The organism is Pseudidiomarina aestuarii, assembly GCF_048263735.1.
GTDB lineage: Bacteria > Pseudomonadota > Gammaproteobacteria > Enterobacterales > Alteromonadaceae > Pseudidiomarina > Pseudidiomarina aestuarii_B.
Map to the genome: position 1 here is coordinate 13,774 of NZ_JBLXDX010000003.1, position 15,472 is coordinate 29,245.

14 protein-coding genes are annotated in these 15,472 nt (G+C 50.7%); 4 read left to right on the forward strand and 10 right to left on the reverse strand.

The genetic code is table 11. The features are described from left to right. The first annotated feature begins 22 nt into the window (after positions 1–22). Complete coding sequence (queG, locus tag ACN0S4_RS07195; RefSeq protein WP_417657016.1) at positions 23–1,138, forward strand: tRNA epoxyqueuosine(34) reductase QueG; 1,116 nt, start codon at positions 23–25, stop codon at positions 1,136–1,138. 9 nt (positions 1,139–1,147) lie between these two features. On the opposite strand, the gene ACN0S4_RS07200 is transcribed toward queG, so the two are convergent. From ACN0S4_RS07200 to ACN0S4_RS07215, 4 genes are all read right to left on the reverse strand, one after another. Further along, complete coding sequence (locus ACN0S4_RS07200) at positions 1,148–2,569, reverse strand: diguanylate cyclase domain-containing protein (RefSeq protein WP_417657017.1); 1,422 nt, start codon at positions 2,567–2,569, stop codon at positions 1,148–1,150. A gap of 54 nt (positions 2,570–2,623) precedes the next feature. Beyond that, on the reverse strand, positions 2,624–3,172 hold the full coding sequence (locus ACN0S4_RS07205; protein ID WP_417657018.1) for a DUF1415 domain-containing protein: 549 nt from the start codon (positions 3,170–3,172) through the stop codon (positions 2,624–2,626). 57 nt (positions 3,173–3,229) lie between these two features. Then, positions 3,230–3,634: a large-conductance mechanosensitive channel protein MscL gene (gene mscL, locus ACN0S4_RS07210; protein ID WP_417657019.1), complete on the reverse strand. Its 405-nt coding sequence runs from the start codon at positions 3,632–3,634 to the stop codon at positions 3,230–3,232. A 99-nt stretch (positions 3,635–3,733) separates the two neighbouring features. Continuing rightward, on the reverse strand, positions 3,734–3,958 hold the full coding sequence (locus ACN0S4_RS07215) for a YheV family putative zinc ribbon protein (protein WP_417657020.1): 225 nt from the start codon (positions 3,956–3,958) through the stop codon (positions 3,734–3,736). Between the two features lie 75 nt (positions 3,959–4,033). On the opposite strand from ACN0S4_RS07215, the gene ACN0S4_RS07220 reads away from it, so the two are divergent. Both ACN0S4_RS07220 and ACN0S4_RS07225 read left to right on the forward strand, forming a co-directional pair. Continuing rightward, positions 4,034–5,923: an ATP-binding cassette domain-containing protein gene (locus ACN0S4_RS07220; protein ID WP_417657021.1), complete on the forward strand. Its 1,890-nt coding sequence runs from the start codon at positions 4,034–4,036 to the stop codon at positions 5,921–5,923. After that, positions 5,923–6,147, forward strand: a complete 225-nt coding sequence (locus ACN0S4_RS07225; RefSeq protein ID WP_417657022.1) for a YheU family protein — start codon at positions 5,923–5,925, stop codon at positions 6,145–6,147. The genes ACN0S4_RS07220 and ACN0S4_RS07225 overlap by 1 nt, the downstream gene beginning before the upstream one ends. Here ACN0S4_RS07225 and cysQ read toward each other — a convergent pair. Both cysQ and nudE read right to left on the reverse strand, forming a co-directional pair. Continuing rightward, complete coding sequence (gene cysQ, locus ACN0S4_RS07230) at positions 6,144–7,001, reverse strand: 3'(2'),5'-bisphosphate nucleotidase CysQ (RefSeq protein WP_417657023.1); 858 nt, start codon at positions 6,999–7,001, stop codon at positions 6,144–6,146. The two genes, ACN0S4_RS07225 and cysQ, sit on opposite strands and share 4 nt — an antisense overlap. Next, positions 6,998–7,546 (reverse strand): ADP compounds hydrolase NudE, encoded by a 549-nt coding sequence (nudE, locus tag ACN0S4_RS07235; protein WP_417657024.1) that lies wholly within the window; start codon positions 7,544–7,546, stop codon positions 6,998–7,000. Before nudE ends, cysQ begins: the two co-directional genes overlap by 4 nt. Before the next feature lie 82 nt (positions 7,547–7,628). On the opposite strand from nudE, the gene sthA reads away from it, so the two are divergent. After that, positions 7,629–9,032: a Si-specific NAD(P)(+) transhydrogenase gene (gene sthA, locus ACN0S4_RS07240; protein ID WP_417657025.1), complete on the forward strand. Its 1,404-nt coding sequence runs from the start codon at positions 7,629–7,631 to the stop codon at positions 9,030–9,032. Here the strand turns inward: sthA and envZ are convergent. The 4 genes from envZ to ACN0S4_RS07260 form a co-directional block, all read right to left on the reverse strand. After that, entirely contained in the window at positions 9,025–10,365 is a 1,341-nt protein-coding gene (envZ, locus tag ACN0S4_RS07245) for a two-component system sensor histidine kinase EnvZ (RefSeq protein ID WP_417657026.1), read from the reverse strand. The two genes, sthA and envZ, sit on opposite strands and share 8 nt — an antisense overlap. 3 nt (positions 10,366–10,368) lie before the next feature. Beyond that, a complete protein-coding gene (gene ompR / locus ACN0S4_RS07250; protein ID WP_169930610.1) occupies positions 10,369–11,100 on the reverse strand; it encodes a two-component system response regulator OmpR in 732 nt (243 codons plus the stop codon). Positions 11,101–11,260: 160 nt separating this feature from the next. Continuing rightward, positions 11,261–13,684 (reverse strand): prolyl oligopeptidase family serine peptidase, encoded by a 2,424-nt coding sequence (locus tag ACN0S4_RS07255; protein WP_417657027.1) that lies wholly within the window; start codon positions 13,682–13,684, stop codon positions 11,261–11,263. A 35-nt stretch (positions 13,685–13,719) separates the two neighbouring features. Then, positions 13,720–15,372 (reverse strand): isovaleryl-CoA dehydrogenase, encoded by a 1,653-nt coding sequence (locus ACN0S4_RS07260; protein WP_417657458.1) that lies wholly within the window; start codon positions 15,370–15,372, stop codon positions 13,720–13,722. Positions 15,373–15,472: the final 100 nt, after the last annotated feature.

Below are 15,472 nucleotides of genomic sequence, written 5' to 3' on the forward strand. Positions count from 1 at the left end.
GGTTAAGCTTAAGCGTAATGCTATGGATTTTCATCAATTGGCTGCAGATATTAAGCAGTGGGGTGCCGAATTAGGCTTTCAGAAAGTCGGCATTACAGACCTCGATCTTGCAGCTGAACAAGAGGCATTGCAGCGTTGGCTTGATGCCGGTATGCACGGTGAAATGGACTACATGGAGCGTCATCGGGAGCTGCGAGCGAATCCGGACCAATTACACCCTGGCGCGGTTCGCGCCATTTCAGTGCGCATGAATTACCTCCCCGCAGAAGCTGGCTTTGCACGCACCCTAAAAAATCCGCGACTTGGCTATATCAGCCGCTACGCACTCGGCCGTGACTATCACAAAGTCATGCGCAAGCGCCTAAAACAATTGGGCGAGCGGATTCAAGCAGCATGCGCGGATCTCGATTTCCGTCCTTTTGTAGACTCGGCGCCAATTATGGAACGGCCATTAGCCGTCAAAGCTGGGCTCGGTTGGACCGGCAAACACACCTTAGTACTCGATGAAAATGGTGGTTCTTGGTTTTTCCTCGGTGAGCTTCTGGTCAACTTACCATTGCCTGTTGATCAGCCGGTCGAAGAAAAATGTGGCACCTGCAAAGCGTGCATGACCATCTGCCCAACCCAAGCGATTGTCGAACCTTATGTTCTCGATGCACGACGTTGCATTTCGTATCTCACCATTGAACTGAAGAATTCGATCCCAGAAGAATTCCGACCGCTCATTGGTAATCGTATATACGGTTGTGACGATTGCCAGTTGATCTGCCCATGGAATCGTTACGCCCATCTCACCGATGAAAATGACTTTTCGCCGCGCGCGAATCTCTTAGCACCTGAGCTGTTGGAGCTGTGGCAATGGGATGAAGCAACTTTCCTTAAGCAAACCGAAGGTTCGCCAATTCGGCGCATTGGTTTTGAGCGTTGGTCGCGAAACCTCGCGGTTGCGCTCGGCAATGCCCCTGCTGATGATGACATTATCCAAGCACTCGAAGCACGTCGATCAGAAGCATCAGAAATGGTGCAAGAGCACATCGATTGGGCACTAGAAAGCCAGCGCAAAGCCGAGCACAAAACAGAGAAACAAGTCCTGCGCCTCGTCCGCGCCGTTGAACGTGGCCTCCCCCGCGACGCATGATTTCAGCAGTTAGGCTTGTACTTGATTGCGGCCTTGACGTTTGGCTTCGTAGAGGAGCTGATCGACTCGACCGAGAATGGCATCAGAGGTGTGGGTTTCGTGCGGAATGAATTCCGCAAGGCCGCTGGAGATCGTAAACTGAATTGTGCGTCCATGATATTTGATGGTGAGCTTTTCCACTTGTTTGCGCAGACGTTCAACAGCATGTCTTGCTTCACTCATGGGTGTTTCCGGGAACAGGATGGCAAATTCATCGCCGCCCATTCTTGCCGCAACATCGATGTCGCGTAGGTTTTTGCGAATCAATTGAGCAAATTCTCGTAAGACCTTGTCACCCAGCGCGTGACCAAAACTGTCGTTAAACCCTTTAAAATGGTCAATATCAATCAACGCCAGTGCAAAGGCTCGGTTCATCCGTTCAGCGCGCTTCATCTCGTTTTCTAACAGCGGAATAAACAACGAACGATTTCCGAGTGTCGTTAACGCATCGTGATGCGCTCGATACTGCCAAGACTGCCGTGCTTGTACTTCGGAGAGTAAATCACGTTGATAGAGTTCGGTTCCAAGCACCAGCACAATCAACGTGTAGAGGTAAGTGAGGAGATACAATCGTGACCATTCGGCGGTGGATAACAGAAACGGACCATAGTCACTTGCTGCTAACGCTACAGTAAAACCCACAGTAGCGGCCAAAGTCACATAAACTGATTCCTTTCGCCCCTGCACTGCTAAAAACATGAGTGCAGGCAAGATCAGAAATATAAAGCCCGCAAACATATCAAACGCAAGCCAGGTCATGCCCGTGCACATGATGAATAGCCCTGTGCATCTGGACGCTTCACCTAGGCTCATCGCGCGCCGATTTGTCCACGCCTGCAGCAACGACTGCGCCAACGGGACGAGCAGTAACATGCCAAGCGAATTCGTGACGATGAGTATCAGCCAGACCATCCAACTGGACTCGATCGAAAAGAATCCCGCGCTGACTAGGTTGACGAATAAGATTGTTGAATTGGCCGCCGTACTCACCAGGCAAACACCGAAAACAAACGGGAAGATATCTTGGAAGGATTGCAGACCTTCAGGTAAAAAACGCCGCATCAAAGCTGCCGCAAGCGCACTCTCAAAACCATTGGATAGAGCTGCAATAGTAGTGTGCAACCATACATGCTCAGTCAGAACTGCTGCCATGCCTGCGCTATTTGCAATAAAACTAGCGGCCACGACAAAGGGTACAGCCCAGTAGCCAAACCGCAGTACCATCAGTAAACCAATACCCGAGGGAAGCCAAATCAGTGCAATATTGCCGGGTTCGAGAGAAAATAGCAGAACAGCAAAACGAGCACTAAGGAAATAGATTCCCGAGGCGATTAGCAAATAGAGGAAGTTACGACCGGTTAACGGCACGATGGATCCCGACGCAGCATGCATTTTATCCTTATTGTTCTAAGGATCAGCGTAGTCTGTCAGGAGATTTTTACCAGTTTATTTGGTGTCGTGGCGCGACTTCAGTTGAGCCAGCGCGGCTAACCAAAAATCATTCCCCTTGCTGCGAGCAAACTCGATATTTCGCTCTGGAATCGACTCTGGTTCTTGATAATGCTGCAGTGCTTTTTCGACGCTACCTTCCCGCAAAATATGCAGTAATGGGTATGGCGCTCGATTGGTAAAGTTGGCTGGATCGTCTGTGGGCTCGCCGGCAAAACAGTAGTCGGGATGGAACGAGGCGATTTGATAAATGCCTTCATAATCATACTCAACGATTAAATCTTCTGCCGTTTCCACCAGCTGTAAGTACTGCTGAAAATCAGCAAAACCCTTCGTCAAAATGATGATCGTCGTTTCGATTTCTGGATGTCGATCCAGCACCATGCATTCCAACACCAGTTGCTCGAGGATATCTGCGGCAGATTCCGCGTCGCATTCCTGATAACGAATTGTATTACGTTCCACTTCACGCTTCGCAAATGGGCAAATGGAATGCTTCACAATAATTTCTTGAATCCAAGATCGGATGTGTTCGGTTGCTGACATAACGCTCATTCTAATGACGATATTAAGAAAGGGGGACGCTAATCCCCCTCCGTAGAACTATTTATTTTTCAGTAAATCACGAATTTCTGTAAGTAACTCTTGTTCCGGAGTCGGCTTCGGTGGCGCTGCTGGTGGTGCGGCCTCTTCTTTTTTCTTCATCGAATTCATTCCTTTGACTACCATAAAAATAGCAAAAGCAATGATGAGGAAGTCCAACAAGGTCTGGATAAATTTACCATAAGCGACCGTCACTGCGGCTTGGTCAGCAGTCGCTTCGCGCAGCACAATGGCGAGATCGGCAAAATCGACACCGCCAATCAACATACCAATCGGTGGCATGACAATGTCGGCAACGAAGGACGACACGATTTTTCCGAAAGCCGCGCCAATGATAATACCTACAGCCATATCAACGACGTTACCGCGCATCGCAAACTTTTTAAATTCTTGCATCATGCTCATGAGTGTTTTCCTTCTCAAACTTGCGCGAACCAAAGTTAGTCCGCAGTCTCTATATAAGTGGAAAACACTAATTGCGCAAGCAACTCGATTGGGTGTGGCTTACTCGGGCTTAAAAATACCAATCAATGAGCTGCTCGGTGTCGGTTTGCTTTCTGGGGATGCTTTCTCTGCTTCGCGGTCGGCAAAGTGATGACCGCAGTGTACGCATTCAACCTGTTCGTGCTCTTGTCCGTCGCGCGTTTCAATACGCAATAATAGCGTGTCTTGCGTTTTACATTGCGGACATTGAGCGCCCGCGATAAAGCGTTTCCGTGTAGTAGCCATATTCACCTCGGTCGGCATGCGGTATAATTGTCGCAGAATTTCACACGACATGCAGCCTTTCACTGGATAGTAACCATGATCACAATTCGCGACATGAGCCTCATGCGCGGCGGCACGGCGTTGCTCCAACAAACCAATATCACCATTTTCCCGGGCCACCATGTGGGTCTGGTCGGACGCAATGGCACCGGCAAGTCGTCACTGTTTGCGCTGCTGCGCGGTGAACTCCAAGTGGAACAAGGGAATTGTGACTTACCGGCGGCTTGGCGCATTGCCAGTGTGAAGCAAGAAACCCCAGCGTTAGATCAGCCTGCCTTAGAGTACGTGCTGGATGGCGATTCGGAGCTGCGCCACATGCAGCACAAGCTTGCCGAGGCAGAGCAGAATCACGACGGCAACGGCATCGGCCATTGGGCTGACCAACTCGCTACAATTGGCGGTTATGAAGCGGAATCACGCGCTGCTAGTCTACTGAATGGTCTAGGCTTTACCCCGGAGCAAGTTTATCAACCCGTCAAATCGTTTTCGGGTGGTTGGCGGATGCGGCTCAACTTGGCACAAGCTTTGATTGCTCGTGCCGACTTACTGTTGCTCGATGAACCGACCAACCACTTGGATGTCGATGCCATATTTTGGCTCGAAGACTGGCTGCAAAAATTCCCTGGCACCCTCATGGTGATTTCCCATGACCGCGACTTTTTAGATGCTATTGCGCAACAAATCGTTCTGATTGAGCATCAAACCGCAACCAGCTATAGCGGCAATTACTCAAGTTTTGAGCGCCAGCAAGCCGAGCAAATTGCGCAACAACAAGCACAGTTCGAAAAAGAACAAGCACAGCGTAAGCACTTACAAAGCTACATTGACCGATTTCGGTACAAAGCCAGCAAAGCCAAGCAAGCACAAAGTCGAATTAAAGCGCTCGAACGCCTGCAAGCATCGGCTCCGTTGCGCGCTGCCAGCGGCTTTCAATTTGCGTTCCGACCGCCGGTAGCATTGCCAAATCCGCTCCTCACGCTGAGCAAAGTGCAGGCAGGTTATGGCGACAAGGTGGTGCTGCAAAACATTCAATTCAACTTGGTTCCGGGAAGTCGTATTGGTCTGCTGGGTCGCAATGGCGCTGGTAAATCGACCCTCGTGAAGTTATTGGCAGGCGAGTTGAAGCCGCAAGCAGGCGTCTTTGAATTGAACCCTGCTGTGCGATTGGGCTACTTTGCCCAGCACCAATTAGAAACGTTGGATCCAGCCGCAACCCCATTGCAACACCTACAACGGCTCGATGAGCGAGCGACGGAACAACAGCTTCGTGATTTTATCGGCGGTTTTGGCTTTTCAGGTGACCAAGCAACACGCACTGTTGCGCCGATGTCAGGTGGTGAGAAAGCGCGGCTTGTATTGGCACTGATTGTGTACCAAAAGCCCAATCTACTGCTGCTGGATGAGCCCACCAACCATCTCGACAGCACTATGCGTGAAGCACTGGTCTACGCGTTACAGGACTTTGAAGGCGCGATGGTGATTGTGGCGCATGATCGGCACTTGCTGCGCACCACAGTGGATGAGTTTTATTTAGTGGCGAACCAACAAGTACAGCCGTTTGCAGGCGACTTGGATGCTTATCATGACTGGCTGCAACAACAGGCGAGTCAAGCCGCATCGAGCCAACGTCAAACTGAAACGAAGGTCGATAGAAAAGCTGAAAAGCGTAAAGAAGCCGAGCAACGACAAGCGCTAAAACCGCTCAAAGACCAAATCAGCCGCGCCGAAAAGCGGATGGCGGAGTATGAACAAAAACTCACGCAGCTCAATGAGAAGCTGGCCGACACGGGGCTTTATGAGGCAGCGCGTAAAGCGGAGCTAACGGACCTACTACAGCAACAAGCAGAACTGCAGAAAGGCCTCGCACAAGCCGAAGCTGAGTGGTTAGAAGCCGAAGAAGCCCTACAAGAGGCACAAGCAAACTGATGCAAATTCCATGGCAGGCGGTTGACCCTGAAACATTAGAGAGCTTAATCGAAGCTTTTGTATTGCGCGAAGGCACCGATTACGGCGAACAAGAAAAATCCCTCGCAGAGAAGGTCGAAGACGTGCGCGCCCAGCTACAAGATGGCCGTGCCGTGCTGGTGTGGTCAGAACTTCATGAAACTGTGAATATTATGCCTGCTGGAGAGGTGGGAGCAGACACTTAGCCTTTGGCTTTGTGTTTGATGAAAACATCGCGCCATGGCACCGCAGGGTCGCCCAAAATAATAAAGTTTGGATTCCCCAAATTGGATTCTCTGTTGTAGGTCAATGGCTCAAAATCTTCGCTGACAATAGAGCCTCCCGCCTCACCAACAATAACTTCTGCGGCTGCGGTATCCCACTCGCCAGTGGGTCCCACACGTAAAAAGCAATCAGCTTTTCCTTCGGCAATCAAACAAGCCTTCAGTGAGCAGCTGCCCGCTGGGTAGGTTGCTAAATCACGATCAGCCGACATGCGTTGGAGTACCCGTTCCCGTGGCTGCCGCCGACTAATAGCGAGCATCAAAGGTTCATGTTGCGGCTCTTGCAGGCGTCGAATGGCAATGGGACGACGACCATGAATGTCTTGCTTGTATACACCAGCACCGCGTTGCGCGGAGTAGAGTGCATCACCAGCTGGCCAGTAGATAACACCCAGCACCGGCTGATTGAATTCAACTAAAGCCACAATGACGGTGAAGTCACCGCTGCGCGCGATAAACTCTTGAGTGCCGTCAATGGGGTCAATCAACCAGTAACGTGGCCACTGCTTGCGCTCGGCAAAATCGAGATGACCGCTTTCTTCGGACAGCACGGGAATGTCGGGCGTTAATTTCTGGAGGGCGTCGACAATCAATCGGTTTGCCGCTAAATCAGCACTGGTTAACGGCGATTGATCATGCTTTTCAAGGGTTTCGTAAGCTTGCTCTTCGTACAATTCGAGAATGAGGTCTCCGGCACGAATAGCAATGTCTTCCGCACCACGTTGCCACTGCGTCAATTGCTCAGGCGTGGCCGCAGGTTCGTGATACCCACTCATTCGGCAAGCTCTCGCAAGGTCATGAGCAACGCAGCAATACTGCGCGCTTCGGTAAAATCTTCTTGTTCCAACAACGCATCCGCTTTACTCAGCAACCAAGGAACCTGCTCCAGTGGCTCTGGTTCATCCCCTTCGAGAGTTTCCGGGTATAGGTCTTTAGCGATAAAGATATGCATGGTGGCCGAGAAAAATTGCGGCGCCATAGTCACACTTTTCAGCGGAATGAGTTCTCGTGCGCCATACCCAATTTCTTCTTTAAGCTCACGATTGGCGGCCTCTTCTGGGGTTTCGCCGGGGTCGATTAAACCTTTGGGGAAGCCGAGCTGGTAGTTGTGCAATCCCGCTGCATATTCGCGCACCAGCATCAGGGTATCGGCGTCAATAAATGGAACGATCATCACCGCCCCACGACCGCTGCTTTGCATCCGCTCAAACTGGCGTTCCACGCCGTTGCTAAACCGCAAATCAATGGCTTCAATTTTGAGTAAGCGACTGCGCGCTACCACTTGGCGGGTTAAAATTTCGGGAATTTGCTTTGGCGCCATGCTGTTACCGCTTCCATAACATCGGATTTGTCATCAGTTATTGGTACTATAAGCTACTATAACGTGGTTAGGGAGTAAAACGATGACAAAAACGCAGAGACAATATGATGCGGTGGTGATCGGCAGTGGTCCAGGTGGTGAAGGCGCTGCGATGCAACTTGCCAAAAATGGCCGTAAAGTGCTGATGATCGAGAAGCATCAATCCATTGGTGGTGGTTGTACCCATTGGGGCACCATTCCATCGAAAGCGTTGCGCCATTCAGTCAGTCGTTTGATTGAATACAACACTAACCCATTATTTTCCGGCGAGCGCGTGCAACGCGGCCTGACCTTTGCCGAAATTCTCAAACATGCACAAGGTGTCATTCGCAAGCAAGTGCAATTGCGCAGTGGCTTTTATCAACGCAATGGTGTCGATGTGGTGCACGGTACCGCGAGTTTCGTCGACGCCCACGAATTACAGATCAAACAAGCCGATGGCACATTGGAATTTGTCACCACCGAACAAGTGGTGATTGCCAGCGGCTCGCGCCCTTACCACCCGAAAGACGTTGATTTCACGCATGAGCGCATTTACGACTCGGATACCGTACTCGACCTGAAGCATGAGCCAAAGAGCATCATTATTTATGGTGCTGGGGTGGTGGGTTGTGAGTATGCCAGTATCTTCCGTGGTCTGGGTGTGAAAGTTGATTTGGTGAACACGCGTGACCGCTTGCTATCATTCTTAGACGCCGAAATTTCAGACGCCCTGTCCTATCACTTGCGCAATAGTGGCGTGGTTATTCGTCACAACGAGGAATATGCTTCCATCAAAGGCACTGATGATGGCGTGGTGCTGATGACCGAATCCGGCAAGCGAATTGTCGCCGATTGTTTACTCTTTGCGAATGGCCGCTCCGGTAATATCGAAGACCTCGCGGTAGAGAAAGTCGGACTCGAACCCAACTATCGTGGCCAATTGGAAGTATCCAAGCACTATCAAACGTCAGTCGACACTATCTACGCCGTCGGCGACATCATTGGTTACCCATCACTGGCTAGTGCTGCCTATGATCAGGGGCGTATTTGCGCGACAGCCATGCTGCATGGTGATTGTGAGCAACGGTTGATCAGTGATATTCCAACCGGTATTTACACCATTCCGGAAATCAGCTCAGTGGGTAAAACCGAGGAAGAGTTGACGGCACAAAAGGTACCCTATGAGGTTGGTCGTGCACAGTTTAAGCATCTCGCCCGCGCACAGATCTCAAACATGCTGGTTGGAAATCTAAAAATTCTCTTCCATCGAGATACCAAAGAGGTGCTGGGGATTCATTGCTTTGGTGAGCGCGCAGCGGAAATCATTCACATTGGGCAGGCCATCATGGAACAGAAAGGTGACGGCAATACTATCGAGTATTTCGTCAATACTACCTTTAACTATCCTACTATGGCTGAAGCTTATCGGGTTGCCGCGTTAAACGGATTGAACCGCGTTAGATAGGTTTGCTATCACTGGGTGTGACTGGAAGTTCTACGCGAACGCATAAGCCGCCGAGGCGTTCGCTACGACTGAACACGACATGCCCGTGGTGACGTTCAACAATACGCTTCACGATAGCCAAGCCGAGACCCGAGCCTTTGGTCGCACGTGCCTTATCACCTTGAGTAAAGGGTTGCAGTAAATGCTCAATTTGGTCAGCGGGAATACCCGGACCATTGTCACACACGACTACCCAGACCTTGGCAGTTTCTTCGTCATAGCCGGTATCAATAATGATCTTGTCCTTGCCATACCGTTCCGCATTTTCGAGTAAATTCAGCAATACCCGTTTAATCGAAATAGCCCGAACGGGCACATCTGGCATGGACTGATAATTGACGGTCACTTCCGCGTGCCAAGTTTCGGGCAAATGGCCGACCACATCCTCAACTAAGAAATTGAGGTTTTCGCAATCTTGGTCAGCTGAAGTGTCTACCCGCACGTAATCAATAAACTGGTCGATAATCGCGTTCATATCATCGATATCACTGATGATACCCTCGGCGAGGTAATCTTCATTCGGTGGCATCATTTCAGTGGCAAGTCGGATGCGCGTTAACGGGGTGCGGAGGTCATGAGACACACCCGCCATCAGCAGAGCGCGGTCTTGCTCCAATTGCTGCACGCCTTTCGACATCTGGTTAAAAGCGCGCGTTACCGCAATCACCTCCGTTGAGCCACGCTCAGGCAATTGTTCAGGATAGTCGCCACGCCCAATTTGCCGTGCCGCACGCTCGAGGCTTTTCAGTGGTCGGTTCTGCCAGTTCGTAAACAACATGCCACCGAGCACACTCAAAATACCAATCAGAATGAGGTAAAACAGCAAGGGTGAAAAACGTGATTCATTAAAACTATCGACTTCTACGCGCAGCCAATAGCCTGGCAATCGTTCGGTTTCCACCCAGACATAAAATTGCTCACCTTGCGAAACCCGTACTTCGGTTTCGGCACCGAGTAAATCGCGCATGCGGTTCGACAGAAAACTGTAACTGGTGGTTTGTCGTAAACCATTTTCCAGCGCATCTTCTTGTGAAAAACCTTGGATGCCGGTGGCTTCGGTATAGCGCAGCGCTAAGTCACGTTTATCTCGCGGAAAGGTATCACTTTCGCGAATCCACTCGTCCAGTATCAACGCCCCTTCAATTTGGCGCGCGATCACTGAGGTCACCTGTTGCATGCTCGGTTGCACTACGTACAAACCGACCATCACGTAGGAAATAATTTGGTTGATGAGCAGTAAGGTCGCGATCAGCGCTACGGTTCGCGCAAACGCTGATCGGGGAAACAGGCGCATAGGTTAGGAAGTAGCCTTGGTATTGCCGTCTGGAACAAACACGTAACCCAAACCCCAAACGGTTTGAATATAACGAGGATTGGCCGGATCGACTTCGAGCATGCGCCGCAACCGTGATACCTGCACATCGATACTGCGCTCTAAAGCACTGTAATCACGACCGCGAGCTTGATTCATGAGCTTGTCACGCGACATGGGTTGGCGTGGATGCGTCACCAAAGCCTTGAGTACCGCAAATTCACCGCTGGTCAGTGGCATGGGTTCGTCACCACGGAACATTTCGCGGGTGCCTAAGTTAAGTTTAAATTCGCCAAACTCAATCATTTCGTCACTGCTGGACGGCGCACCGGGTATTTCTTTGCCACGACGACGTAACACCGCACGAATGCGCGCGAGCAATTCACGTGGATTGAATGGTTTTGCTAAATAGTCATCGGCGCCTAACTCAAGGCCGATAATACGGTCGACTTCGTCACCTTTGGCAGTCAGCATGACAATCGGAATATCGTTATTCTTCTGGCGCAAGCGACGACAGATGGAGAGCCCATCCTCGCCCGGTAACATGAGGTCTAGCACCATGAGATGAAAGTTTTCGCGTTCCAGTAAGCGATCCATCTGCTCACTTTGAGCCGCAGCACGAACATAAAAACCCTGTTCGGTTAGATAGCGCTCTAACAAGCCGCGTAGCCGTGCATCGTCATCCACTACTAAAACTTTAAAGGTTTCCTGAGTCATGCGGGCGCTCTCCCATTGTTACCCGTTTCACGCTGATTGAAATTACTATAAAAGATGGTTGAAAGCGACACAAACAGCAGGGTGTAACCAGAAGGGATTGATTGCAACAAAATGTAAAAGGGCCAGTAACTGTTAGCTACTGGCCCTTTGCGACTAGCTCTTACTCGGCGTTCTTCACAAACTCGTCAAGCCAGTTGGTTTGCTCCCACAGCATATGTAATACCGACTCGCGGGCACGATACCCGTGTGACTCAAATGGCAGCATCACCAATCGTGTCGTGCCTCCTAAGCCTTTGACTGCTTGATACAAACGCTCAGACTGCATCGGGAAGGTACCTGAGTTGTTGTCATTGGCACCGTGAATCATCAGCAACGGCTCATTGATTTTGTGCGCATGGAAAAACGGTGACATTTGTACATAGAGATCAGGATCATCCCACACCGTGCGCTCTTCACGCTGAAAACCAAATGGCGTCAAGCTGCGGTTATAAGCACCGCTACGCGCAATACCGGCAGTGAATAAATCACTGTGTGCCAGCATGTTTGCCGTCATGAAGGCACCGTAAGAATGACCACCTAACGCCACGCGCTTCGGATCGGTAACGCCCAAGTCAACGCCGGCCTTAATCGCGGCTTTACCGTTCATCACTAACTGCTCGATAAAGGTGTCATTTGGTTTCGCGTCGCCCTCACCGACAATTGGCATGGTGGCGCTGTCGAGTACCGCATACCCTTGGGTCGCTAGATACTGCGGCGCCCAGTAGCTAATCCGAACGAATTCGTATGGCGAACCAGAAATCTGCGCAGCTGCCGCTGAACTCTTATACTCACGCGGATAAGCCCAGACAATCGTAGGCAGTGGCCCATCAGTTTCAGGGTTATAGCCAGCAGGTAAATACATTTCCGCTGACATCGCCAGGCCATCTTCGCGCTCATACGTAATCAACTCACGCGTAATGCCGAGTGTATGTGGCATTGGGTGCGGCGTATCGGTTAGAGCGACCAGATTATTGTCGTCGACATCTCGCACAAAGAAATCAGCTGGGTCATTCACGCCTTCACGCTGGGTCAGGAAGGTCATTTCAGCTGGATCGAGCAACGCACGTGGCGATTCATAATAAGGTGCTTCACTGCGCCATAACCGCTCGGCCTCACCAGTACTCAGTGTATAACGATCGATAAACGGACGATCACCCTCAGAAGAAGCGCCGTTCCCGCTCAACAACATTGCGCCATCGTCGAGGTAAAGAAGTCGGCGACCATCTGCTTGGACGGTAAACGGTGTACCTGGGTCATTGTAGCGATCTTCCCACGAGCGCTCCCAAACGAGTTGAGTCTCACGCTGTCCGGTTGCATCAAGCAGCCATAGTTTTTCATCGCGGTCGGCCCACCAACGCTCCCAAATCAACACATGCTCAGCATCCGCAGCCAACAAACGACCATAGCGTTTGGTTAAGTCGGCAAGCTTCTGTGGCTCTTCGGTAAATGGTGCGGCTTGTTGGAATACTTGATCGCGAATTTCTGCTTCAACAGCAGGATCACCTTGGTCAGTTGCTTGCGCCCACACCAACGTCGCATCGGCATCATTGCGCCAGCTGACATCGCGACGACCTTGCACTACCGCATCAAAAGCAATCGGTAGATTATCGGCAAGCGGTTGCTCGACCACGGTGTAGACGACTTCACCTTGTTGATTCCAGACGCGGGTCGTTTGCGGGAAGCGATAATGAGGTACGGCATAAGAATAAGGCCGCTCAATCACTGAGGTTAGCAAATACTCGTCATTTGGAGACAAACTGAGGCCGTTATAAATGGCGGCATCACCCAACACTCTTTCATCACCATTCAAACCGAAATACGTCACTCGGCTGGTGAAATAGTAATCAAATAATGATTCATCATATTTGTTCTGGAGAAGATCTTGGTAGGTCCGGCCCGGCGCTGTGCGCCCGCGGCTTTCAGTAATCACTGGACCACTTGGCACGACTGCTGCTTCGGGTTTGGTTAAGCCAGATGCAACAGTGTAGCTGTACAGACCGGCACTATCATGACGCCATTCTAACCGCGCACCCCACACTGCATTCAGCGGTGTGCTTGACCATAGGCTCGCTTCGGCTTTACGAACATCAACCAACCATAACTGCACCTGATCCAGTTCTTGTTGCGCGACCGCGATGTAATTTCCATCTGGTGACCAAGCGGCACCCAAAGCCTTGAGATCGTCTGGCAATCCAGAGATAGCGCGACTATCGCCACTTGCTACATCGACAAGTTTCACATCACTGATGTAACGCGCTTGGCTCACGGTATAGTTGGCGGGGTTGATTCGACGTCCAGCAAGTTTAATTTCTTCGGCTGCCAAGTCGTAAATGTCGGGTAGCGCTGGATAGCCAGTAACCAACAACAACGAACCGTCTGGACTCAGACTTGCACCCGGCGATGGCGCAGCGTCGACAATATCAATGATCTCTTGCGCCGGCTCTTGGTAGTCGATTTTGACTGGGTTCGCTGCGCTCAAACTCGGCGCTAAGCTAACCGTCAGGGTTGCCGCACAAAGGGTCGCGACTTTGAAAAAAGATTGCATGACCTTGTTATCCTCTGCTGATGTTGATCAACAACTTATCCCGTTGAAAAGCAGCGATCAATGATGGCTTGTCTATTTATTCCAATAGGTAACGTACCATAATTTTGCCCCCAATCGGCTCCTAAACGACTGACACAGAACGCATCAGAAATGGCGTTCGGCGCATGTTGCAGCAACAATGCGCCCTGTAACGTTACAGCAAGTTGATCAACGATTCGCCTTGCTTGGCTCTGCCGTTCATCGGCACTCAATCGCTGTCCGAACCATTTGTGTACTTGATTTATAGAACGGTCAAGAGCACTGTGCTGACCCTGTGCCAGACCGACTTCAGCAAAATAAGCTTCTAGTGTTTCTGGTTGCTTCTCGATAGCGCGCAAAACATCTAAACATTGAATATTGCCACTTCCCTCCCAAATCGCATTGATGGGGGCCTCACGGTATAAACGCGGCATCATGCAATTTTCCATGACACCGTTGCCACCAATACATTCCATAGCTTCATACGCGTGCTGGGGCGTTCGTTTACAAATCCAATACTTGCCTATTGCTACCGCCAGTCGTGCTAGTGCCTGTTCATGCGGTTGATCTTGGTTATCCAGCGCACGAGCCATTCGCATCGTCAAGGTCAACGCAGCTTCACTCTCAAGCGCGAGGTCAGCAAGCACATTACTCATGAGTGGTTGATCAACCAGGGTACGACCGAACGCTTGCCGGTGCTGGCTATGATGAATAGCCTGCACCACCGCTTGTCGCATACCTGCCGATGAGCCAATCATGCAATCAAAGCGAGTCATCGCGACCATCTCGATAATGGTACGTACGCCTTTACCCTCGTCACCAATCAACCAACCGTGAGCGCCACGTAACTCCACCTCACTCGATGCATTGGCGACATTACCCATCTTGTCCTTTAAACGAACCAGCTCGAGCGGATTTTTGGTGCCATCGGATCGCCAGCGTGGCACGAGGAAGCAGCTTAAGCCGTTGGTCGTTTGTGCCAGCATTAAAAAGGCATCACACATAGGCGCTGACAAAAACCACTTATGTCCAATCAGCTCGTAAAGTTCGCCAGACCCCGACGCTGTTAGTGGTTCAGCTCGAGTGGTGTTGGCACGCACATCTGAACCGCCTTGTTTTTCGGTCATCCCCATACCAAAGGTAACCCCACGCTTTTCTGTGGCGGGAATATTTCTTGAGTCGTACTCATTGGTCAGCACCCTTGGCAGCCATTTCGCAGCAATATCGGGTTGCTGCTTGAGCGCAGGGACAACGGCAAAAGTCATAGTAATTGGGCAACCGTGTGCAGCCTCCACCTGAGTATGCAGATAATACTTGGTTGCTCTGGCCACATGTGCTCCAGCACGTGGCTGTTGCCAAGGACTGGTATGAAGTCCCTCAGCAATGGCTATTTGCATGAGCTGATGATAAGCCGGATGAAACTCGACTTCATCGAATCGATGCCCAAACCGATCATGGGTATGTAATTGCGGTTTGTGTGAATTGGCTTGATATCCCAAGGCTATCGTCTCAGCACTTCCTGCCTTGACTCCAAACCGTTCAATATCGGCACAAGCCCAACTTGCGCCCTCACGATGCACAGCATCTTGTAGCGCTTGATCACGGCGGAAACTATTGTAGTTCTCAAGTACTGGCGGTTGATTGACTACATCATGGGTATTGAACTTCATCACTTACCTGCCTTCATTGGCTCTGGTTGATCATCTGACAGCGACCTGACGTATAGGTCAGCACTTTCTTTTAAACAATAACCTTCTATACCATAACGCG

Excerpts from the sequence above, each read along its gene's own strand:
- queG (WP_417657016.1), top strand. The coding sequence starts at position 23 with ATGGATTTTCATCAATTGGCTGCAGATATTAAGCAGTGGGGTGCCGAA.
- ACN0S4_RS07200 (WP_417657017.1), bottom strand. The coding sequence starts at position 2,569 with ATGCATGCTGCGTCGGGATCCATCGTGCCGTTAACCGGTCGTAACTTC.
- ACN0S4_RS07205 (WP_417657018.1), bottom strand. The coding sequence starts at position 3,172 with ATGTCAGCAACCGAACACATCCGATCTTGGATTCAAGAAATTATTGTG.
- mscL (WP_417657019.1), bottom strand. The coding sequence starts at position 3,634 with ATGAGCATGATGCAAGAATTTAAAAAGTTTGCGATGCGCGGTAACGTC.
- ACN0S4_RS07215 (WP_417657020.1), bottom strand. The coding sequence starts at position 3,958 with ATGGCTACTACACGGAAACGCTTTATCGCGGGCGCTCAATGTCCGCAA.
- ACN0S4_RS07220 (WP_417657021.1), top strand. The coding sequence starts at position 4,034 with ATGATCACAATTCGCGACATGAGCCTCATGCGCGGCGGCACGGCGTTG.
- ACN0S4_RS07225 (WP_417657022.1), top strand. The coding sequence starts at position 5,923 with ATGCAAATTCCATGGCAGGCGGTTGACCCTGAAACATTAGAGAGCTTA.
- cysQ (WP_417657023.1), bottom strand. The coding sequence starts at position 7,001 with ATGAGTGGGTATCACGAACCTGCGGCCACGCCTGAGCAATTGACGCAG.
- nudE (WP_417657024.1), bottom strand. The coding sequence starts at position 7,546 with ATGGCGCCAAAGCAAATTCCCGAAATTTTAACCCGCCAAGTGGTAGCG.
- sthA (WP_417657025.1), top strand. The coding sequence starts at position 7,629 with ATGACAAAAACGCAGAGACAATATGATGCGGTGGTGATCGGCAGTGGT.
- envZ (WP_417657026.1), bottom strand. The coding sequence starts at position 10,365 with ATGCGCCTGTTTCCCCGATCAGCGTTTGCGCGAACCGTAGCGCTGATC.
- ompR (WP_169930610.1), bottom strand. The coding sequence starts at position 11,100 with ATGACTCAGGAAACCTTTAAAGTTTTAGTAGTGGATGACGATGCACGG.
- ACN0S4_RS07255 (WP_417657027.1), bottom strand. The coding sequence starts at position 13,684 with ATGCAATCTTTTTTCAAAGTCGCGACCCTTTGTGCGGCAACCCTGACG.
- ACN0S4_RS07260 (WP_417657458.1), bottom strand. The coding sequence starts at position 15,372 with ATGAAGTTCAATACCCATGATGTAGTCAATCAACCGCCAGTACTTGAG.